At 69.7% G+C, this 20,798-nt stretch carries 15 protein-coding genes; 4 read left to right on the top strand and 11 right to left on the bottom strand.

Annotated features, from left to right (window positions below; all coding sequences use genetic code 11):
* Positions 1-29 precede the first annotated feature (29 nt).
* Entirely contained in the window at positions 30-578 is a 549-nt protein-coding gene (locus WME90_RS22525) for a DUF892 family protein (RefSeq protein ID WP_437283235.1), read from the top strand.
* Between the two features lie 246 nt (positions 579-824).
* On the opposite strand, the gene WME90_RS22520 is transcribed toward WME90_RS22525, so the two are convergent.
* The gene (locus WME90_RS22520) at positions 825-1,613 is read right to left on the bottom strand and encodes a DNA alkylation repair protein (RefSeq protein WP_437283234.1); all 789 of its coding nucleotides are present in this window, start codon (positions 1,611-1,613) and stop codon (positions 825-827) included.
* 266 nt (positions 1,614-1,879) lie between these two features.
* Between WME90_RS22520 and WME90_RS22515 the strand changes: the two genes are divergently transcribed.
* Positions 1,880-2,632, top strand: coding sequence for a Uma2 family endonuclease (locus tag WME90_RS22515; protein WP_437283233.1), 753 nt, complete (start codon positions 1,880-1,882; stop codon positions 2,630-2,632).
* A gap of 366 nt (positions 2,633-2,998) precedes the next feature.
* On the top strand, positions 2,999-3,784 hold the full coding sequence (locus WME90_RS22510; protein WP_437283232.1) for a hypothetical protein: 786 nt from the start codon (positions 2,999-3,001) through the stop codon (positions 3,782-3,784).
* Positions 3,785-3,924: 140 nt separating this feature from the next.
* Here the strand turns inward: WME90_RS22510 and WME90_RS22505 are convergent, their stop codons facing one another.
* From WME90_RS22505 to WME90_RS22465, 9 genes are all read right to left on the bottom strand, one after another.
* Positions 3,925-5,370 (bottom strand): NAD(P)/FAD-dependent oxidoreductase, encoded by a 1,446-nt coding sequence (locus WME90_RS22505; protein ID WP_437283231.1) that lies wholly within the window; start codon positions 5,368-5,370, stop codon positions 3,925-3,927.
* A complete protein-coding gene (locus WME90_RS22500; RefSeq protein ID WP_437283230.1) occupies positions 5,367-9,119 on the bottom strand; it encodes a protein kinase domain-containing protein in 3,753 nt (1,250 codons plus the stop codon). Before WME90_RS22500 ends, WME90_RS22505 begins: the two co-directional genes overlap by 4 nt.
* On the bottom strand, positions 9,116-12,787 hold the full coding sequence (locus tag WME90_RS22495; protein WP_437283229.1) for an NAD(P)-binding protein: 3,672 nt from the start codon (positions 12,785-12,787) through the stop codon (positions 9,116-9,118). The genes WME90_RS22500 and WME90_RS22495 overlap by 4 nt, the downstream gene beginning before the upstream one ends.
* A gap of 260 nt (positions 12,788-13,047) precedes the next feature.
* A complete protein-coding gene (locus WME90_RS22490) occupies positions 13,048-13,452 on the bottom strand; it encodes a hypothetical protein (protein ID WP_437283228.1) in 405 nt (134 codons plus the stop codon).
* The gene (locus WME90_RS22485; protein WP_437283227.1) at positions 13,445-14,455 is read right to left on the bottom strand and encodes a hypothetical protein; all 1,011 of its coding nucleotides are present in this window, start codon (positions 14,453-14,455) and stop codon (positions 13,445-13,447) included. The genes WME90_RS22490 and WME90_RS22485 overlap by 8 nt, the downstream gene beginning before the upstream one ends.
* On the bottom strand, positions 14,452-14,775 hold the full coding sequence (locus WME90_RS22480) for a hypothetical protein (RefSeq protein WP_437283226.1): 324 nt from the start codon (positions 14,773-14,775) through the stop codon (positions 14,452-14,454). Before WME90_RS22480 ends, WME90_RS22485 begins: the two co-directional genes overlap by 4 nt.
* Positions 14,772-15,521 (bottom strand): hypothetical protein, encoded by a 750-nt coding sequence (locus WME90_RS22475; RefSeq protein ID WP_437283225.1) that lies wholly within the window; start codon positions 15,519-15,521, stop codon positions 14,772-14,774. The genes WME90_RS22480 and WME90_RS22475 overlap by 4 nt, the downstream gene beginning before the upstream one ends.
* A gap of 4 nt (positions 15,522-15,525) precedes the next feature.
* The gene (locus WME90_RS22470; protein WP_437283224.1) at positions 15,526-16,740 is read right to left on the bottom strand and encodes a polyprenyl synthetase family protein; all 1,215 of its coding nucleotides are present in this window, start codon (positions 16,738-16,740) and stop codon (positions 15,526-15,528) included.
* The gene (locus WME90_RS22465; RefSeq protein WP_437283223.1) at positions 16,733-18,259 is read right to left on the bottom strand and encodes a sigma 54-interacting transcriptional regulator; all 1,527 of its coding nucleotides are present in this window, start codon (positions 18,257-18,259) and stop codon (positions 16,733-16,735) included. Before WME90_RS22465 ends, WME90_RS22470 begins: the two co-directional genes overlap by 8 nt.
* Before the next feature lie 673 nt (positions 18,260-18,932).
* On the opposite strand from WME90_RS22465, the gene WME90_RS22460 reads away from it, so the two are divergent.
* The gene (locus WME90_RS22460) at positions 18,933-19,895 is read left to right on the top strand and encodes a hypothetical protein (RefSeq protein WP_437283222.1); all 963 of its coding nucleotides are present in this window, start codon (positions 18,933-18,935) and stop codon (positions 19,893-19,895) included.
* A 60-nt stretch (positions 19,896-19,955) separates the two neighbouring features.
* Here the strand turns inward: WME90_RS22460 and WME90_RS22455 are convergent, their stop codons facing one another.
* Positions 19,956-20,774, bottom strand: coding sequence for a lysophospholipid acyltransferase family protein (locus tag WME90_RS22455; RefSeq protein ID WP_437283221.1), 819 nt, complete (start codon positions 20,772-20,774; stop codon positions 19,956-19,958).
* Positions 20,775-20,798: the final 24 nt, after the last annotated feature.

Below are 20,798 nucleotides of genomic sequence, written 5' to 3'. Positions count from 1 at the left end.
AATCGCATGGGCCCCGGTCGGAGGGATCCATGAAGAAGCTTGCACAGACGAACAGGGACAAGGCCATCGACCTGCTCAGCGAGCGGCTGACCTTCGAGCGTGCCGGCGTCAAACTGTACGATTCCATCGTGGAGAAGATCGGCAGCACGACCGATCCCCTCCTGATGACCCGGCTCGGCGAGCTCAAGGAGCACCGGGACCAGGAGAAGGAGCACGAGGAGTGGCTCGAGGCGCAGATCCGCGCGCTGGGCGGGGACGCGCACGCCGAGACGGACATGTCGCGGCTGGTCACGGTCGAGTCGCGGGGCATCGAGCAGATCGTGCTCGACGGGGACATGAACCCGACCCACCTCTTCCACGCCCTGCTCACCGCGGAGCTCGTCGACAACGCCGGCTGGCAGCTGCTTCTCGAGCTCGCCGACGAGGCGGACGACATCGAGGCGAGGCAGGCGTTCCGGCGCCGCCTGCACGAGGAGGAAGACCACCTGATCTTCACGCGCAGGGTCGTCGAGCGGCTCACGCGCAAGGAGCTGCTCGGGTCGACGGGCGAGCTGTTCAAGATGGCGCACCCGGCGTGATCCGGCGCCGGACGGCGCGCACCCTTACGGGAAAGTCGTCTAAGTTCAACGAATTGCGAAACCCATCGCCCGCCGGGAGGCAAGCTCCGAGGGCAAGGGAATGAAGGAGAGAGAAAAACCGCAAGGACGCAAGGGACGCAAGAGGAGAGGAGATAGTTTCCTGTCTTCCCCTTGCGCCCCTCGCGCCCTTGCGGTTTCTTCTCGTCTGTTGATTTCCCCGAGTCGCTAGTGGGATTGATCGGTGCTCTAGGCTCGCTTCGGGGCGGCGGGCTTGGCGGCCTTGGTGCTCCTGGCGGCCTTGGCGGGCTCCGCTGTGGCTGGCTTCCTGGCGGCGGCCCTGGCCGGCTTCGCGGCAGGCGCGGCGGCCGGCTTCCTGGCCCAGATCTTCGCGATGTAGGCCATAGCGTCGGGCGTCTTGCAGCTCGTCTCGCCATGGTCGACGTCGACCTTGCCGATGCGCCGCGCCGCCGAGAGCGCCTGGCCGCGCAGCGGCTCGTTCCGGGAGCCGATGCTGATGAGCGCGTTGTTCATCCCCTCGCGGACGCGGTTCCTGGCCCGGTGGATCGACGCCTCGATTACCGAGAGCCGCTCCTCGAACAGGCTGTCGGGCAGCGACGGGTCCTCTGTCGCGAGCAGGCCAAGGAGCGTCCAGCCCGCGCGGCCGATCCACTCGTCGTCCGACGCGGTCCAGCGCGCCATCGCGTCCCGGGCGAACGGCGTCTGCAGCGCGACGCGCTTCATGAGCAGGTCGATGAGGAGCGGCGAGCGCAGGCCGCCGAGCCACGCCTCGAGCTTGTCCCAGGTGAAGCGCCCCGGATCGGCGATCGCCACCGCCAGCGTCCTCGCGTCGCCGTTGCCCGTCGCCCAGAGCGCCTCGGCGAGCTCGTGGTCGCGCTTGATCCGCTTCTCCAGCGCGTTCATGTGGGCGAAGCTCACGCCGAAGAGCGGATCGGTCATCCCGTGGCGCCGGTACACCTTGCGATTCTGCTCGGTGCCGAGCCGCTCCAGCTCGCGCATCACCTCGGTGAAGTCCATGGGCCACACCTAGCCCTTCCGTCCATCGTGCGCCATTCGCCATGGCGCGCTCGCCGCTCCTCGCAGCACCTAGGGCCGAGCGCGAGCAGCGGCTCGCCGAGCTGCCTGGCGGCTAGGCACGACCGCGCCGGGAGCGGCGGGCCGTCGGTGGCCGCTGGCCTCGCCACGGAGCGCTGTCGCGGCCGATGGGGTGCCGTGCTACGGGGCCCTCCCGACGCGTTCGACCGCGAGGGCGACGAGCGGTACTCTCCCTGGAGGAGCGACGCATGGCCTTTCAGAGCGACTCCTCGCTCATCCCGATCCCACCGCCGGGCGAGGACGAGCTGCTGCACGACGACGGCGCGAGTCAGTCCGAGCGGCATCGCAAGCAGATGGACCTCCTCATCGAGGCGCTGGATCTGCTGTGGAAGGAGCGCGACGACGTGTACGTCGGCGGCAACATGGCCGTCTACTTCAGCGAGCTCCAGGCAAAGAAGAACGACTTTCGCGGGCCGGACGTCTTCGTGGTCCTCGACACGGTGAGGCGCGAGCGCAAGTCGTGGGTCGTCTGGCAGGAGGACGGAAGGACGCCCGACATGGTGATCGAGCTGCTCTCCGAGAGCACCGAGAAGGTCGATCGCGCCGACAAGATGCGGATCTACGCGAAGCTCCTGCGCGTGCCGGAGTACTATCTGTTCGATCCGTTCACGGGCGTCCTCGAGGCCTATGCGCTCGATATCACCACGATGACATACACATCCGTCGCGCCCGGCGCCGGTGGCGACGTGGTGAGTCCGCGGTTGCAGCTCCGGCTCGGCGTCCGTCGCGGCAGGTACCACGGCCTCGAGGCCGATTGGCTGCGCTGGCTCGACCCCGAGGGGCACCTGGTGCCCACGGGCGAGGAGCAGGCGCGGGCCGCGGAAGAGCAGGCGCGCGCTGCCGACGAGCGGGCGCGCGCGGCGCAGGACGAGGCGACGCTCCTCGCAGCGCGGCTGGCGGAGTACGAGCAGCGGTTCGGCAAGCTGCCCGGGAACGGCTAGCTCCACCGGCGAGAGGATCGAGAGCGGCGACACGTGCGGCTGCCCGTTGCGGTCCTCCGCGGTGGACGGGGTGTCCACTCGTGTGGACACGTCATGGCGCTGCGAGCGCCCAGCCGCGGATCGACGCACCCCTTTTCTGAGCCCATTCCAGGACGCTACGACCTGCGCCGACGGCGCGGAGCCCGCTCGCACGCTTGGCACGCCGGCTGCTGAGCCCGCCGATGGAGAGGTGAGCGGTCGCCTCTCCCATCTGCGGGCTGCCCGACCGGCGAAGGCTCGCTCGGCAACCGCCGAAGGCGTCGTCGAACGGTCAGCGCGGCCGGAGCGACACCAGCAGTGCACCGTCACGCTAGGGAGGAAGAAGCCATGTTCATGCATTTTACGATTCATGAGATCAAGGCCCATCGAGTCTCTGATCAGATCTTCGATCCGTTCAATCAGGCGGCTGAGCTCTACCAGACGTGGCACCTGTCGGAGATCGAGCCGCTCGTCCCGCTCGCCGACAAACCCGTCGGGAGCTTCACGCGGCTCGGCTTCAGCACGCGCGGCGGACCGGATGACGGCGTGTCTTTCAGGTCGGGAGACGCGAGGATCGTCGTCGATCCGCAGATCATCTTCGGCCTCCCCGACGCGGTCTTCGCGAGGGACAAAAAGACCAGCTTCGTCCTCGATTACCACCACTGGGAGTCGGACAGCTCGACCTCGAAGGTCAGGGCTGCCTTCTCGAACGGCACGCTGGAGTTTCTGCTGAAGGTGTGGAAAGAGTCGAATCGCGACCAGGCCGCGGCGCGAGCCAAGCTCGAGGGCTGGTTCAAGGACAACTGGCAGCGGGTGCTTCAGGCGGCGATCGAAGTCTCTGGCGCGGTCTCGTCTCCGTGGGTGGCCGTGGGGACGAGCATCCTGCCCGTCGTCGACCTCCTCCTCGACGTCGCGAAGCACAACAGCGACGACTACATCGATATGCACCGCTTCGTCGTCCAGCTGAACGGCGAAGGCGCGGCGAACGCGGCGAAGTGGCGCGTGGTCCCGCCCTCGGGCGCGACACCCGCATGGATCACGGGACAGGGCAAGCAGGAGTTCATCGTTCGCACGCAGGACGGCGATGGCCGTAATGTGTTTGATGTCCGGTACGTGTTCCGGATGATCGACTGACTCAGAACGGAGGGACGCTTTTTCGCCTCGGGATAGGATCCGTCGCGGCGAGGAGCGGGCGGCCGCCCGCGCCGCCGCGCGCGTCCCCGCCGCGACCTCTCTTCAGGCGCGCCCTTAAGTTCGTGCCCGCTCGATCGCGGTCAGGGGCCCCCGAACGAGAGCCCTCGGAGCACCGCGAGCCCGAGCTTGTTCTGCTTCGCCTGGACCTCTTTCACCCACCCGTACCACCACGCTCCGTCATCCTTGATCGCACGGGCGAGCGAAGACTGGAATCCGAGCAGGGCGGCGCCGCCGGCGAACCAGCCCGAGAGGCCGCCGGGCGCGCCGGCGCCGAGCGCCTCGCGCCAGAAGCCTGGCCCGTGAACCAGCGCGCGCACGAACATCTCGGGGGTGATCGCCTCCCGCGCCGGGATCACGCCGCCGAGGATGCCGCCCGTCACCTCCGCGTAGCGCGCGTCCTTCTGGGCGGCGAGGCTCATCGTCCGGAAGATGGCGAGCCACACCGGGAGCAGGTGCCTGTTGCGGATCATGGTGACCGCGAGATCGCTGATCCCGAGATCCGGGTCGAAGCGCGCACGGAAGTCGGCCTCGTAGCGCGCGAGGAAGCCCTTTCCGAAGCGCCCTTCCTGGAACGCCGCCCGGACCGTGCGCGCCGCCACGTGCGCGCTCGAGAGCGCGAGCGGGATCCCCTCTCCGTTGATGGGGTCCACGAAGCAGCCCGCCTCCCCGATGAGCAACCCGCGCTCGAAGTGGTTCTCCGTCGCGCCGCCGTAGCTCCGGATCGGCCACCCGCGCTGGGGTCCGATCTCGACGCGGGCGCCCTTCGCGCCCGCCAGGTGGTGGACCAGCCTCGTGAGCTTCGCGTAGAAGTCACCCAGCTTCAGGCCGCTCCTGACGAGCGGCTCGCTCACCATCCCGACGCCGATGTTGCAGAGCCCCGGGCGCACCGGGAACACCCACCCATACCCGGGGAAATACTTCTCGTCGAAGTACATCAGCGTGTGATCGAGCGTGAGCCCGTGCGCGTACGCGCGGATGGAAGCGAGGGTGTAGCGGGGATCGTTCATCCGCAGGCCCGCCGCGTTCGCGACGGCGCTCGTCGCCCCGTCCGCCCCGACGACGAGCCTCCCCTCGATGCGGCACGCCTTGCCCTCGTGGGTCGCGCTGACGTGGACCCCACGCGCCGTCGCCTCGAACCCCGTGACCCGGCACGACTCCCGGACCACCGCACCCGCGCGGATCGCTCGCCGGAACAGGATGTCGTCCAGCTCCTTTCGCGGGATGGCGTGCCCGTGCGCCGGCAGGCCGGCGACGCGCGGCAACACCCCGGAGACGAGGTGATCCCGGTTCAGGTAGAGCCGCGACTTCCGGATGGGCGTACACTCGAGTCGTCCGATCGCCTCGCTGCAGCCGAGCGCCGCGAGGCGCGCTAGGCCCCTCGGGCTGACGTAATCTCCACACACCTTGTCCCGGGGGAAGCGGGCGGCGTCGCAGAGCAGCACCGAGTACCCCTCCGAGGCCAGCTCGACCGCGAGCGCGCTCCCCGCCGGCCCGGCGCCGGCGATGACCACGTCATAGACCGTCACGCGACACCCGGGCCGCGGAACGCCTGCTCGACCCCGGGGGCGATCGCCCTCGCCAGAGGCGCCATGTCGGGGACGCCCTCTGCAGACATCCACGTGCCCGCCTCCTCGATCAGGCGGGCCCCCTCCCGGCCGCCGGCCACCCTGCCGAGCGCCCAGCGGGCCACCTCCCGGTGAATGGCCATCTTCGCCGCCGTGTACCCATAGAGCGCCGAGCGCAGGTGAGCCTGCGCCTGCCCTCCCTGGCCTGCGGCCCCGGCGAGGCCCGCGCGGAGCAACGATGCGTGCGGGCGCGACGCGGGCACGGTGGCCCGGCCGACGGCCCGCGTGAGCTCATCCACCTTGCGAAGGAGCGCCCTCCGCTCGCGCCCGCCCGTCTGTCCGGCGAGCGCGAGCGCCGCCCGCGCCCGGGTCCACCGCAGCTCCATCGCGGGGAGCTCCATGCGAAGGAACAAGCCGTCTCGAAGCTCAGGCCAGTCCCCCTCGATCCGCGCGACAGCCGAGCTCGGATTGCCCACGTACAGGTCGAGCGCCACGCCGGAGAAGACCCGGTGATACGCGTGCATCTGATAGAAACCCGATCTCCAGGTCTCCACCACCTTGCGCAGATCGGTCGCTACGTCGTCCACCCTTCCGGCCGCGAGCCGCCCGACGCCGTGGAACCCGCCCCGGTAGTTGTTGGCCGCGAACAGGTCGCCGCGCGCCTCGGCCTCGCGGATCGCCGCGGGGATCCGCGCGACAAGCTCGCCGACCCGGCCCGCCTGTCCGAGCGCCTGCAGGCTGAACACGATCGCCACCGCCGCCTCGTACTCCGCCCCCCGGCACTCCGCGCGAAACTGGGCCGCTGCGGCGTCGCACAGCCTCGCCGCCCGATCCCAGTCGCCGTGGAAGAAGGCCGATGAGCCGGCGCCGAGCAGGTAGAACGCCCGCTCGTAGGGGTCGCCTCCGCCGCCGAGGACGCGCTCGTTCCGGCGCACGAGGTCCCGCGACTTCGCCCGCAGGAAGTCGCCCCCGATGAGCGCCGCGAACGCCGCCTCGTACCCCAGCGAGCGCGCGACGTGGGCAGACTCCCCTTCGCGCAGGGCCTCGAGGAAGTGCAGGAGGCCGACCCCGTCCGCGCGGACCGGGTCCATCATCGACAGGGCCGTCGTGGCGGCCCACAGGTCGTCGAGCCGCCGCCGGGCGCCGGGAGGGATCTCCGCGGGCGGCCGAGCCTCGAAGTCGAAGCCCCGCAGGTACAGGCGCAGCCGGTGCCCGGCCGACACCATGAGCGCGCCCTTCCCGGACTTCGGCAGCCGGACCCGCGATTCTCCGAGGAACGCCTCCATGAGCCGGAGGCCCTCTTCGAAGCGCCCCGCCTTGAGGTACTGCTCGCCCGCCCTCCGCCGGAAGAGCCCTCGCTGCTCGATCGCTCGCGGAGACTCCTGCGCGAGGGCCCGGGCGGCGCGCTCGAACTCCGGCGCCGCGTCCGTGCTCCGTCCGGCGTTGGCCAGCGCCTCCGCGAGCAGGGCGTGGAGGTCCGCGCGGGGAGCGTCTCCGGCGGCGTGCTCCAGCGCGATCCGGTAGAGGCGCGCCGCCTGTTCGAAGGCGAGCGCCGCCTCCGCGCGCCGCGCCGCGGTCATCGCATGGCGGCGCGTCCGGGGCCTGTCGCCGGCGGCCAGCGCGTGCGCCATGAGCCGCTCCGCGTCGTCGGAGCCCGCGGCCTCCATCGCGGACACGAGCGCCGCGTGGTGCCGGACGCTGACCTCCCTGGGCAGCGCGCCCGCGACGAACTCCCGCAGGCGATCGTGGTAGATCTGGAGCGTCTCCTCCTCGCCTGCGTCCGCCCACCGGAGGAGGCGCAGCAGGCACAGGTCCCGGAGCCGCCGCCGGTCCCGGCTCCCCGCCGCTTCGAGCAGCACGCCGGCGCTCTGGGCGGCCCCGGAGAGCGCGGCGACCTCGACGAGCGTGCGGTCCTCGTCCGAGAGCGCCTGGATGCGCTCCTGCAGGAGCGATGTCGCCGTCGTCGTGAGCCCCCGGGGGCCGTCGCCGGTCCGCTCTGCCGCAGCGAAGTGCGCCAGCTCGGCCACGAGGTACGGCACGCCGCCCGCTTCCTCCACGATCGCGAGGACGGCCTCGGCGCCCGCGCCCGCGCGGCCGGTGATCGCGCGCGCGAGGGCGACGGCGGAGCCTGCGCCGAGGGGCGCGAGCTCGATCTCGAACGATTTCCCCCTGGATCGGGCGGTGGAGAGGGCCGCCAGCAGCGCGGGGTGAGGCGCCTCGCTCGCCGGGCGGCGCGACAGGACGAGGGCGACGGGGGGCGGGGCCTCGCCGCCGAAGACGCTCTCCACGAGCGCGATGCTGTCGGCGTCCGCCCACTGCGCGTCGTCGACCCAGAGGAGCACGGGCTGCCGCGCCGCCGCGTGCGCGAGCACGACCCGGAGCGCGGCGAACCCGGACTGGCGCAGCGCGCGCGGGTCGCCGCGGACCTCGCCGGAGCGCGCCCTCGCGTCGACGACGGGCACCCTCCGCAGCTCGGGGAAGAGCAGCGCCAGCGCCTCGGCGCCCTCGGCAGGACAGAGCGCCGCCGCCGCGGCCTCGTCGAGGCCGATCCAGTACCGGGCCAGATCGTCGATCGCCGCGTCGAACGCCTTGTACGGGATCGACTCGTACGGGTGGCACCGCGCTTCCAGCACGAGCGGCGGGGTGGAGTCGGCGCCCTGGACGTCCCGAAGGAACCGCCGGACGAGCATGGTCTTGCCCATCCCCGAGGGGCCCACGACGTCCACGGTGACGAGCTGCCCTTCCTGCGCGGCGGCGAACGCGTCGCGCAGGGCGGCGAGCTCCGCCTCGCGCGCCACGAAGTCGAGCTCGGCCTCTGCCGCGAGCGAGAGCCCGCGGGCGCGCGCGCGCGGCGCCTCGGCGTGCTCGTGCAGCGCGCCGAGCACCTCCGCGACGGGCATGCGCCGGCCCGGGTCCGGCTCCAGAAGGCCGAGCACGAGCCGATCGACCGCCGGAGGGATCGAGGGCGCGAGGCGCGACGGCGGAGGGGGCAAGCGCTGCTTGGCGAGGACCTCGTCGGAGGGGTCGTCTCCGAACGGGAGCCGGCCGACGAGGGCCTCGTAGAGGACCAGGCCCACGCTGTACCAATCCGAGGCGGGGAGGGGCTTCGGGTCCCAGTACTGCTCGGGGGCGAGGTAGGGCAGAGTCCCGAGCACGACGCCGCGGGCCGTGTCGAGCAGCCTCGCGCGTGACACGGGGGTCGCCATTCCGAAGTCGAGGAGGGTCAGGTGTCCCTCCTCGGTGACGAGGACGTTGGTGGGCTTGACGTCGCGGTGTGATTTCCCGAAGGCATGGACCGTCGTGAGCGCTTCCGCGAGCTGGAGCCCTGCCTGACAGATCCTGCGGATCGCGGCGGTCTGCTGCTCCTCCGGCGCCTTCGGGTCGAGGCCGAGCCGGTCGGTGAACGGGAGCCCGCCCGGGATCACTTCCATCGTGAAGAAGCACTGTTCGCCCTCCACGTGGAGCTCGTGCAGCCGGACCAGGTTGGGGTGGACGATGTCGCGCAGGGCCCTGTATTCCGCCTTGAGCCACTGGCGGCCTTCGGGCGTTGTGTCGAGGAGGGTCTTGAGGGCGACCTCCTGGTCCCACCGCCTGTCGAGCACGCGGTAGACGATCCCGAAGGCCCCGGAGCCAAGGATTTCCCGGACGATGTACCGTCCCGCGGCGTCGAACGGTCCGCCGACGGGCACGGCGGGGCGCGCGGAGCTCACGGCCCCTGCTTCCCGAAGCCGATCTTGCCGACTCCCAGCGAGGAGAGGAGCTTCTCGAGGTTCGGCTGGGTGCCGCTGAGCGAGCCGGCGAGGTCCTTGCCGGCGCGGACGATCTCCATGAGCCCGTTGAAGCTCCCGGCGAGGTCGTTGGCGTCGGCGCCCCAGTCCTTCTGAAGGGTGGCCCCGAGCGCGGCGAGGAGCGACTGGCCGGGGCTGGGATCGGGGTGCGCGACGTCGGCGAGCTTGTCGAACTGGAGGATGTCGGCGATGTGCGGTTTTCCGGCCTGGAAGAGCATCTCGTCGACGCGCTTGAAGAACGCGAGGTCCTCGAGCTCGTGCTCCTCAATGTCCCAGATGTCGCAGTAGTCTCCGGTGATCCCGGCCTTCGCGAGATCGTCCGATCTGTGCGTGGAGGCCATGTGATCGAGGATGGCGTTCACGGCATGGCGCGCCGACTCGTTCGCGGCTTCCATCGTGTTCATCCGGGTGAACGTGCGCATGTACGAACCGCAGAACACGACGCTATCCTCGTGGACGCGGTAGCCGCCGTGGGGAGCCTGCCAGAGCCCGGTGCCGTCCGTCCGCGCGCCGTCGCCGAGCTTGCTCCTGCCGGGCACCCAGGGCGTGCAACGTGGCCGGTTCTCCCAGTCTCCGACGTTGTTGATCAGGAACGGGGTGCGGTTGGCGCGCAGCGCGCCGCCTGCAAAGACGAGGTTCGAGTCCAGGTGGCAATATCGTGGCTCGGGGAGGGGGAGGTTCGTCACCGGCGCGACCAGGCCGCGGGTCGTTCGCAGGCTGTCTTTGATCTGGCGCCAGACCTCTTCCTCGATCTCGACGGGGGAGGACTCCATGAGGCTCTTTCCCGTGAAGGAGGAGCGCCGGTGGCAGTTCCCGATGTCCACCGACAGGACACCACGGATTTTCGGCGTGAAGCTTTCAAAGTGCTTTTCTACCCAGAACTGCGACTGGGACACGGCAGAGAGGCCCCACTCGGTGTCCGGGAAATAGACGTGGCCGCGAACGAGCTTGAAGTCCTGGTCGAAATAGTACTGGATCCCTGTGAACGTTTGGAGCCGATCGTCGGGAGAGTCGCCATACCGCCTCTCGGGCAGGCGCGGCGTTCTCACACACTCCGCCTGCGGGAACGGCTGCGCGCGCTCGCTGGTGAGCCGCACGTCCTCCGCAGGGTGCGCCCAGCGGCGGAGGACGCGCTCGAGGATCTGCACCTCGTGCGGACCGACCTTGCGATCGAACCAGAAATGGATCCGCAGCTCCGGTACGCCCTCCGGCTCTTCCACCATGTGGCCGGTCGAATACGCCACCGAGCGGAACGCGGATCGTTCCCGTTGCTCCAGCGAGGCGTCGTCCTCGGCGAGCTCGATGCGCAGGAGGAGGCTCCGCAGCTTGTCGTCGGCATCCTGCGACCGCTGCGGATCCTTGTAGGTAACCGCGATCTCGTAGCGTTCCAGCCCAGCGGGCAGCTCGGTCGTGATGTAGCTGGTGAACCCTCGGAGCTCCCGGGGCGCGCCGTGGTGCGGGACGCCGCTGGACTCGCTGGAGTCCCACCATCGAGTCACCCACTCGGCCGCGACGGCGTCGAGCGCGACGACGTGGTAGTTGGCGCTCGGGAGCTCCTTTTCCGGAGTCCGGACCAGCACCTCCAGCTTGTCATCCTTTGGCGCGATGCTCACGAGCTCACCCGGATGGAACTGGACGCCGAGATTCTCCTTGAGGTGCTTGCGCCATGGGACGAGCCAGGCGTGGCTCGTCGGGCCCGAGAGAATGCTGTCCGTGTACTGTCCGCCGAGCACCTGATCGAGGAGGAGCTGCAAGTACACGTTGCCCTGGGTGCGCGCGTCGCAGCGCTCCGCGTCCATCGCGACCAGCGCCTGCGGCGCGGCCCGGATCGCCTGGACGAACGGCTCGGAGTAGAAGCCTCTCTGATCCGCGCCGAAGAACGTGAACAGCGACATCCCCCCGTACTCTTTCTCTCTCCTCGAACTGCACGTCATCATGTAGCGGACGAGCTTGAAGAAGAACCTCGCGAGATCGCGGCGGCTGAAGCCGAGGCCCTGCGTGAGGCGCATGTACTCCGTCCGGAATGCCTCCAGGCTGCGCGGGCGCTCGCGGCTGAGCGGGACGAAGCCCTTGCGCACCGCGAACACCTGGCGGAAGGTGGGCTCCAGCTGATCGAAGGCCGTGGGACGGTGTCCCGGGCCTGGCTCGGCGACGGGCGTGCGCTTCATCGTGTCGAAGAGGTGCCGGTAGAAGCTGGGGAAGAGGCGATACCCGTGCTCCCCCGGAACCAGGTTGCTGCGATCGTGTATCGCCTTGGAGGTGGGATCTCCTTTCGCGTTGCACTCGTGCGGAGCTTCCCATTGCGTTCGGGCCACGCCGCCTACCTGAAGATCGATCTCGACGATCGAGGGGCGGCGGCCCTTCTTCTCAAGTTTCCACGGGATCGCCATCCTCGGATCGGGCGGCGCGGACTCGATGACGTGGACCTTGAAATTGCGCTCTGCGAGCTCGTGGGCTGCCGTGAGCCCCGCGATCCCGGCGCCGTACACGAAAACCGTGGGCTCGCTTCGGTCGGTCCTCGCCTCGATTGCGGAGATCTTCCAGTCGTTACGTAGATTCCGGTTGCACCATCGTGCGAGGCGCGTCGGTGCGTCGTTGTTCTCGGGGGTCTCCTTGTCGAGGAACGAAAACGATTCCCACCACACGCGCTCTGCCTCTGAGCGATTGTTGACGTGTTGCCCTATGTTCAGCGTCCTCGGCTTTGGGCTCGGCCTGTCTGGACGACCTGTTCGTTTGCCGACGTTTTTGAGTGTTTCCACGTAAGCTTCGATGAAAAGCCTCAGCTCCTGTTCGAGGACGTCCGCCGACCAGGCGTCCAGCTCCGCCGACCTCGTGCCCTTCTTGTTATGCTGCTTATCGGTGCGGGGGGGGCGAGGTGCTTCCAGCGCGTAACGGGCCGCTTTGAGGAAGTTGCGGACACGGTCCGGTTCGTAGAACCAGGGCATCTGTCCCGTAGGATCGATGTCGGGAACTCTGCGGCTTCCGGCACCGGCAGCAGCGAACAACGTGACGCACCAGCCCACCAGATCCGTCTCCGTCGGCAGCTTCATCTTGCCGTCTTCCTTGAAGAGCTCGTCCATGGCGTCGAGGATGGATCTCGGCTTCTGAAGGAGGTGCCAGTACGGGTTCGGCCGATCTGCCGACGAGTAGAAGGCGGAGTTCAGCAGCTGTTCGATCTCGCGGCGGGCTGGCACCTTCCATTCCTTGGGGATGTCACTCGGGACAGGCTTGGGGTGCGCTCGCGCCACGTTGAGGCTCGCTTCGTACATGAGCACCCCCATATCCCCCGCGATTCGCCGATTCGCCAACAGTTCGAGCAGCGCGGCGTCGTAGAACGCGAGGAGGTCCTTGGGAATGTCAGCGTGCCAGTCGCTGATCTCCTTTTGGGCGTCCGGCGATAGCACGAGCTGTGTGCGATAGGCTCCCTTCTTGCTCACGGCCTCGCACCGATTGAGCAGCCGATACATGATCTGCTGTCGTACGAAGCGCTTCACGAGGTTCTCCGCACGGTTGGCAATCCGCGCGGGGTCGCCCGCCTGCGCGCCGACGCCGAAGTCGAAACCCTCAGGTAGGTGAGTGGGCAACTTCAACTGTCTGTCGTCGTCGAACACCCAGTCGGAGGGCTTACCTTCAGGGTTGAACCCGTTGAGCGCCTCCAGGATGGGTGTTCGCCATTGGTCGCTCCTGAGAACATCAGCCAGTTTCGCCCCTGGTTGTCGGTCCGGCGTTGGGAGCATCTCAGTTCGCAAGCAGAACTCGAGGAACCCGGTCCGTTTGTGAAGCCCTGCGAGCAGGGCGTCGCGCACCGGGTTTTTTTCTTCCTCGTTCCCGCCCTGCTGTTCCTTACCGTTCATTCCCCGCTCTCCAGCTCCAGGCGGAGCTCCTCCGCCTCGTCGATCCGCAACAGCGCTCCCACGAAATACTCGAATGCACGGAGGCCCCGCGAGAGATCCTCCGTCTTTCCGGCGAGGCCGACCGCCCCGCTCCGCAGCGACTGGCTCAGCGTCCGGCCCCCCGACAGAAGAGCCCGGATGCTGGCCCGATCCGTCGCGATCCGGATCGCCGCCCGCCCCGGCGACGGCACCTCGACGACCTCTCGCCCGACGCCGCCGATCACCACCGCCGGCTCGGACGCGACGTCCACCGACACGGTGAGCCCCTGGAGCCAGCTCGCCATCGCGGCGCTCGCCTCCGGCTGCCCCTCCGCGATCAGGCGGAGCGCCCGCCGCAGCGTGCCTGTCACCGGCTCAGCCACGGACCACCTCCAGGAGGCAAGGGCCCTCGAACTCGAACGCCTCTCCCGCGCAGATCCCGCGGATCCGGGCGCGCGCGTCGACCTCGTTGAGCCGCACCACGCCGCGGACGTCGGTCTCGGAGGGCACCAGGATCTGGCCGCGCACGAGCGCCTCGACCTCCCCCGACAGGGACTCTCCGCCACGACAGGCATCGAACCGCGTCCACCGGGGCACGTCCCGGTCCTGGTCCGGCAGCAGCAGCGCCGCCGCCGCGGGCACGCGCCCCGAGGGCCGCGCCTCGACGATGCCCTCGGTCGTGAAGCGCGTCTCGGCGTTCCGGAAATACCGCACGATGTCGCCGCCCCGGAGGAGGAACACGCTCGTCGCCGTGGTGCGGGTGCGGGCGCGATCGTTCATCCTCGAGAAGACCACCATCCACGGGACGGCGGCGTCGCGCGGCACAGCGCAGCCCCATTCCCAGGAGAAATCGCCTCCCCAGCGGAAGCGACCCCAGTTGTGGTCGTGGTACGCGAACCTGTCCTCGAAGGAGACGCGCCGTCCCCCGATCTCCACCCAGCCCGAGGCCAGCAGCCGCGGCACGAGACACCAGCTCAGGTGAGACCCGGACCCGACACGGATGTCGTGGCTGAGCGAGGGCACCGACGCGGGCGCCAGGACAACCTCCATCCGCGGGCCGTCTCCCTGGTTTCGGATCTCGTACCGGCCGCCGCGCCACCGCATCGCCGCCCGATCGAACGTCGCGTCCAGGCGGCCTGGGCGCACATCGGGCCTCGGACATTGCGCCACGTGGCCCTGCCACTCGCCCTGGCACACGATCGTCGTCGCCTTTCCCGCGCCGCCGCCTTCCAGGCTGAGGTTGAAGAGCAATGTCCAGCCCTCGCCGAAGACGACGAAGTGCTGCCACTCCTTGTAGCCCTGCCTCGCCTCGATCTCGAACGGCAGACCGCGCCACGGGTCGGCGTCGGCCGCGAGGGCGCTGAGTCGCGCGGCGGAGAGGCTCACCGGAGGAGATCTTCCAGCGGCCGGACAGGCACCCTCGCCGGGAGCGGCCCTTCCGGGGACGGCGCCCTCTCGGCCCACGCCTCCGCGATCCGCTGCGCGCGCCCGGTCAGCGACAGGAGCCCCAGCAGCGCGAGCAGCGCCGCGTCCTCGGCCCCGCCGTCCTCGGGGAGGGGGCCTCCGCCGATCGCACAGGCAGGTGGATCGGCCGCCGCCGCGCCCGCGAGAGACTCGATTTCCCGCCTCGCGCCGAGCAGCCCGAGCACGGCGTGCAGGAATCCATCGTGTGTGTCGAAATCGAGCTCGGGCGCGGTGACGCTCACGGCCGGTCCCTTGCGCCGCCCAGGTCCGCCAGCACGCCCTCGAGATCGCGGTCGAGGGCGCGCAGGAAGGCGTCCACATAAGCCGACGGCACCGCGCCGCCCTCCTCGCTCACGATGCCTCCGGCCAGCCCCTCGAAGAGGGTGCGCGCCCGGGCGAGCAGCGGAGATCCCGCGAGGCGCCGCTTCCAGGTGCGGCCCTCGTCGGTCTCCGAGAACCGCCGGCCCTCCCGGACGAGCGCATTGAAGGCAGCCTGCCCTGCAATGGGGTACTTGACGAGGAGCGCCTGGGCGGCGCGCAAGCGCTCCAGCACGGCGTCGCCGGGCTCGGCCTCGCCGCTGGCCCGGCGCCCGAGCGCCTCGTCGAACTCCCGGCTGTACCGGATCAGGAGGCGCTGGTACTCGCCGAGCACGCGCAGGAGCGCAGCCACGATCGCGTCCCGCTCGCCGCCAGGCGGGGTGTCGGCGCCGGGCTCGGCCCCGAGGCGCGGCTCGCGAGGTGCGGGCTCGCGGCCGAGCGACGGCGCCGCGGGCACCTCCAGGGGCTCGGCCACGGGCGGGTCGGCCGAGAAGTCCGGGAACTCGTCCTCATCGCCGGGGGGCCCGCCGGCCTCGCGCGCGAACCTGGCGAGCCGCGCCTCGGGGCCGTCGTTCGCGCTGGCCTCGCTCTGAACGCGGCAGAGCGCATCGAACATCGCCTTGATGTCGACGAGCTGGGTCTCGGCCAGGCCGTCGTCTCGGAGAGACACCGATTCACCACGTTCGCTGGACGACATAATCCTTGAGCCAGGCAATGAACCTCGTGTGAACGGAGTCCGCGAGCACCTCCGCGAGCCGCTGCCAGCCCACCTCGGCCGACGCCGCGTGGCGCCGCGCCACCTCGCGGGCGCGCTCGATGCCTCCGTGACCGTCGATCAACCGCCGCAGGAACAGGACGTCGGCCTCGGTCTTCTCGCTCGACGGCGCGGCTCGGCGCTCGAGATACCCGAGCATCGCCGCACGAGCGGCCTCGTCGATGACACGCTCGTCCACCATCTCTCTCAACAGATCGGCGAGCCCGACGTCGGAGGAGCCAGCGGCCGGGCGTGGTTTGCGGAGGATCCGGAGGGCCTCTTCGCGGTCGGCCTCCGGAGCCGAGCGGAGCGCGTGGAGCAACATGAGCGTGCGCTTTCCCTCCCAGAGATCTCCGGCGAGCTCCTTGCCGTAGTCGGCGCGCCCCTCCTCGAGATTGAGGACGTCGTCCTGGATCTGGAAGGCGAGGCCGAGGCTCTCCAGGAACGACGCGAGGAGCGCCTCCACGCTGGGCTCCGCCCTGGCCACCGCGGCCCCCACGAGGCCCGGCGCGACGAAGCTGTAGCTGCACGTCTTTCGCCGCACCATCGACTCGTAGTCTGCGTCGGTGAGCTGCCACGTCCCCTCGTCGATCCACGAGAGCTCCTGCGCCTGCCCCTCGAACGACTCGAGCACGGCGCGAGCGTAGATGTCGAGGATGCGAAGGGCCCGGCCGAGGCCTAGCCGGTCCGTGTTCCCCAGCAAGGGGCCGAGCGTGAGCGCGAGGAGGCCGTCTCCGCAGTTGACCGCCGCGGGGATCCCGTGGGTCCGGTGGAGCGCGGGCCCGCCCCTCCGGGTCAGCGAGCCATCCTCGATGTCGTCATGGATGAGAAAGGCGTTGTGGTACATCTCGACCACCGCGGCGGACGGGAGGACCTCCTCGAGCTCCCCGCCGAGCGCGCGGCAGACAGCGATGCAGAGGGCCGGACGGAGCCCCTTCGCGCGGCGCAGCGGGTAGTCGAGCATCAGCCGGTACGCGCGATCGTCGCCCGGCGAGCCCTCGCGGACGATACGGCGGATCTCCTCCAGGACGAGCTCCCTGTGCTCCTCCAGGTACACCTCGCCGATGTCCTGGACCGGGCCAGGCGCTGCCTTGGGCGTGGATCTCGGAGCCCGCAGGTCGACCGAGCTACACACCTTTCGGACGCTCCAGCCCGAGCCCTCGGATCAGGTTGTAGACGTGCGACCGCGCGATATCGAGCCGCGCCGCCGCGTCCGAGGCGTTCCAGCCCACCTCGTCGAGCACACGGCGGACGAAGCGCGCCTGGAACGCCCGCGTGGCTGCCTGGAGGGTCTGCTGTACAGCAGGCCAGTCTCCGCCCAGGGGCTCGCCAGCGTCGCCGCGGTCCGGCTCGGGCTCGGGGAAGAGATGCCGTTGCTCGACGCGGAGGACGCCGTCCGCCGCAGCCCGGATGACGGCGGCCTCCACGGCGTGGGCCAGCTCGCGGACGTTGCCGAGCCACTCGGCGTTCTCGATGGCCCGCAGCGCGCCGATCGAGAGCTCGATCGCGGGGAGGTTGTGGGTGCGCACGGCCTGCTCGCAGAAGTGGGCCGCCAGCTCCGGCAGATCCTCGCGGCGCTCGGCGAGGGAAGGCACCCGGACCGGGAGCACCTGGAGCCGATAGAACAGGTCCTCTCGAAAGGCCTTCTTCCCCACGGCGGCGCGCAGGTCGGTGTTCGTCGCGGCCACGATGCGCACGTCGGCGGTCACCGGCTTGGACCCCCCGAGCGGAAAATACTCTTTCGACTGGAGCAGCTGGAGGAGCGCGGCCTGGGCCGTCAAGCTCAGCTCCGCGACCTCGTCGAGGAACAGCGTCCCTCCCTCCGCTGCGTCGACCTTGCCCGGGACTCTGCGGCTCGCCGTCGAGTGCGCGCCCGGCAGGGCGCCGAACAGCTCGCTCTCGATGAGGTTCCCGGGGAGCGCGCCGCAGTTGATCTCGACGAAGGGCTTGCCCGCCCGAGGGCTGTTGCCGTGAAGGACGCGCGCGACGGCGGTCTTGCCGCTCCCCGTGGGGCCCAGCAAGAGGACGCTGACGTCGAGCGGCGCGACGAGGACGAGCTGCTGGAAGAGCCGCGCGAGCGCGGGGCTCCTGCCACGGAGGCCGTCCGCGCGCAGCTTCTGTCGAAATGGCAATGTGGGGTTCGCCGACTCGGTGCTTCGCCGCCGCAGGAGCAAGCGATCGGCGAGCGTGGCGACGTGGCGCGCCAGGAGCTCGACATGCGTCCGGTCCTCGTCGCGAAAGGGGCCGGGCTGCACGCGATCCTGCAGGTAGAGGACGCCGATCGGCGGATCGGCGCCGATCGGCGCGCAGAGCACCGCCTCGATCCGGTGCGCGCGCACGCTGCCCCGATCGCGAAACCTGGGGTCATTGAGCGCCGAGCTCGTCACGATCGTCTTCCCTGAGGCGACGGCCTGGGCCATCACGCCGTGCGAGAGCTGCGCGCGCACGCCGGCGATGTCCTCGTCTGTGCAGCCGCGGGCGATCCAGAACGGCGTCTTGCCGGCACCGGCGCCGTCGTCCCGGATCTCGAGGTAGCCGCGTCGAGCGCCCGCGATGTCCACGACCAGCGCGAGCGCCTCTTCGAGGAAGGGCTCGATCTCGTTGTTCCCGCCGAGCTCAACGAGCTTCCGGTACAGGTCCCGTTCGCGTCGCACGCGCTCCGCATCCGCTGGCTCGGAACCAGCGGGTGGTGGACCGGAGCCCTGATGTACCATTCCGGTAATCTACCGGACGAGCGACGCCCCTGGGAAGCCCTGCCGTGGGAGGGGAACCGAGGGCGATGGCCGCAACGGCCCCCTCGGGCGTGCCCCGCGTCGAAGCCGCTGGACGACGGCGTGCCCCCGCGGCGGGGAAGCCGCTGTTCATCGTGCGAGGCCCGCACCATCGGCTCCCCCGCGGCGGCCCCCGTGCCTCGCACGGCGTGGGCTGCATGCAATCTTCCTGCTTCACGCGATATCGTCCTCCGGCGCTCGCTCGCGGCCGTTGGCGCGTTGACGCATCGACGCATCGACGCATCGACGCGTCAACGCTCTCGCAAGCCGAGTGCCAGCCGCGCACGGACGCCGGAGCAGCCGTGGTGTCCCCCGTGGACCGGCCACGCCTCTCCGTCGCGGCTCGGCCCGACGCGTTCCCGAGCGATCGCAGCGCCGCGGCGGTCCACTGCATTGGATCACGTGTCCACTCGCGTGGACACCTTAGGGCGCCGCGAGGGCCCCGCCGCCGCGCTCGCGCCGCAGGACGCCGCCGGCGCCGCCCGCGCCCAGGCCGTTCGCGCGCCTGGCACGCGAGCTGCTCCCACGACGGTTCACTTTTTGAGAACGGAGCATCATGAACAAGCAGTTATTCCTATCGCTGGCCATTGCGTGCATCCTCACTGTATCCAATGCTCGAGCGTCAGCGCCGCAAGTTACTGTAATGGCTGCTAAAGACCTGCGGCAGATGTTGGATACGGGCTCCGTTGCAACCTTGTACTGCGGGGGGCAGGGTTTGCCGGGAAAGGATCCGCGAAATCAGATGCAGCTGACTACGCTCAAGGACGCTGCTGCGTGCGCGTTGGATTTGAGATGGTCCAGGTCTGCGGAGGTTGACGATGTCGTCGCGACGCCGAAGAAGGTGGTGATTATAAAGAAGGGCAGCGTGTCGCCGACCGACTATTTGTTCGAGTATCCGCTCGGTAACGCAGGCGTTGCGTCTCGTCAATTTCAGTCGCAAGAATGGTTTCGTGCGGACAAGTTTGTGCACGGGCAGGAGTATAATATTTGGATCATCTATGGTGTATCGCAGAAGGCTCCGGCAGCTGGAGCGGATCCTGCCGTCTCGGCGCCGGTTTCAGGTCCAAAAGTGGAGCTCGATGATCAGGTTGTTCCCGTGTATCACTTTAAGCCTGTCAAGAGTCGATGGGCTTGGCAGGCTACCGGCAAGGTCTTTACCGCCTGGGAAATGTCTGAGTCGGACAATCGTTCCTTCATCGTCCCCGGTCTTGCGGCCGGCGGGGCGTGGCGCATAGCTAGCGACTATAATGATCAGGACGTTATCGGGCTCAGGGCCGTCGTTGCGGCGGGGCCAAACCTTGTTCCGAAATTGCAGTCGACGACGGATGCGGATGGCAATACGACGACTACTACCGCGCCTCAGAAGCTGCAGTTGCTCGCCGGACTCGAGCTCGTGCTCGCGCGGTATGCATCGGTTGGGCTGATTTGGATTCCGCTAGGTGGCAATTCCTCCTCCAGGGGAACTCCACTGTTTTTGCTCACATATGGCGAGTTGTATCCGTCCATTTCGAGCAAGTAGATTCCTTCGCGTGATCTCGGGTCTGAGACGTCGATGAAAGGCCCTTGCTTCCCCGGTGGCTCACCCGCTCCCCGACGCGCCCCCCTCCCGGAGCGCCTCCGGAAGCGCCGAAGCCACGGCGGCCCTGCACGCCTCCATCGTCGCGCGGAGCTCCTCGAGCGAACGGCCCGGCGGGTCGAGCGGCGGGTGCACAACCACACGCACGACGCCCGGCGCGGCGGCATAACGCCCCTTCGGCTGGAGCGCGCCCGCGCCGTCGACGGTCACCGGCAGGACGCGCGCGCCCGCGGCCGAAGCCGTCCGGAACGCGCCCAGCCGGAAGGGCAGGAGCCGGCCCGTCGCGCTCCGCGTCCCCTCGGGGAAGAACACCGTCGACCACCGCTGCATCAAGTTTCGCTGCGCCTCGCCGAGATCCGCCACGGCGCCGCGGGCGCGCCGCCGGTCGACCGGCGTGTGGCCGTAGAGGCGCATGCCCCAGCCGAGCACGGGCACGTGGAACAGCGCGCGCTTCGCCAGGAACCGGAGCGGCGTGCGCCCCTGCAGCACCACGAGCAACGCGAGGATGTCGAGCGTGCTCTGGTGGTTCGCCGCGATCACGTACCGCTCGCCCGGCCGCGCGTGCTGGACGCCCTCGGCCTCGACGCGCACCCCGACGAGCCAGAGCGCCCCGCGCGCCCAGACGACCGAGAGGCGGTCGTGCATCCGCTGCCGGGGATCGAAGGGGAAACAGAGCAGGCCGATCGGGAGCAACACGACGAGGAACAGCATCGCCCAGGCGTGGGCGCACGCCGTGCGGACGACCTCGACCGGACCGGCCGGCACCACCGCGGCGCCGACCTCGCCCGCGTCACGCTCACCCCCTGCGGCTGAGACGATCATCGACCCCTGCTCGTGGTGTCCCCG

The organism is Sorangium sp. So ce375 (genome assembly GCF_051473855.1).
In the GTDB taxonomy this organism is placed as follows: domain Bacteria; phylum Myxococcota_A; class Polyangia; order Polyangiales; family Polyangiaceae; genus Sorangium.
This window is presented reverse-complemented; position numbering and strand designations above follow the sequence as displayed.

Excerpts from the sequence above, each read along its gene's own strand:
- WME90_RS22460 (WP_437283222.1), top strand. The coding sequence starts at position 18,933 with ATGAACAAGCAGTTATTCCTATCGCTGGCCATTGCGTGCATCCTCACT.
- WME90_RS22525 (WP_437283235.1), top strand. The coding sequence starts at position 30 with ATGAAGAAGCTTGCACAGACGAACAGGGACAAGGCCATCGACCTGCTC.
- WME90_RS22510 (WP_437283232.1), top strand. The coding sequence starts at position 2,999 with ATGTTCATGCATTTTACGATTCATGAGATCAAGGCCCATCGAGTCTCT.
- WME90_RS22455 (WP_437283221.1), bottom strand. The coding sequence starts at position 20,774 with ATGATCGTCTCAGCCGCAGGGGGTGAGCGTGACGCGGGCGAGGTCGGC.
- WME90_RS22520 (WP_437283234.1), bottom strand. The coding sequence starts at position 1,613 with ATGGACTTCACCGAGGTGATGCGCGAGCTGGAGCGGCTCGGCACCGAG.
- WME90_RS22515 (WP_437283233.1), top strand. The coding sequence starts at position 1,880 with ATGGCCTTTCAGAGCGACTCCTCGCTCATCCCGATCCCACCGCCGGGC.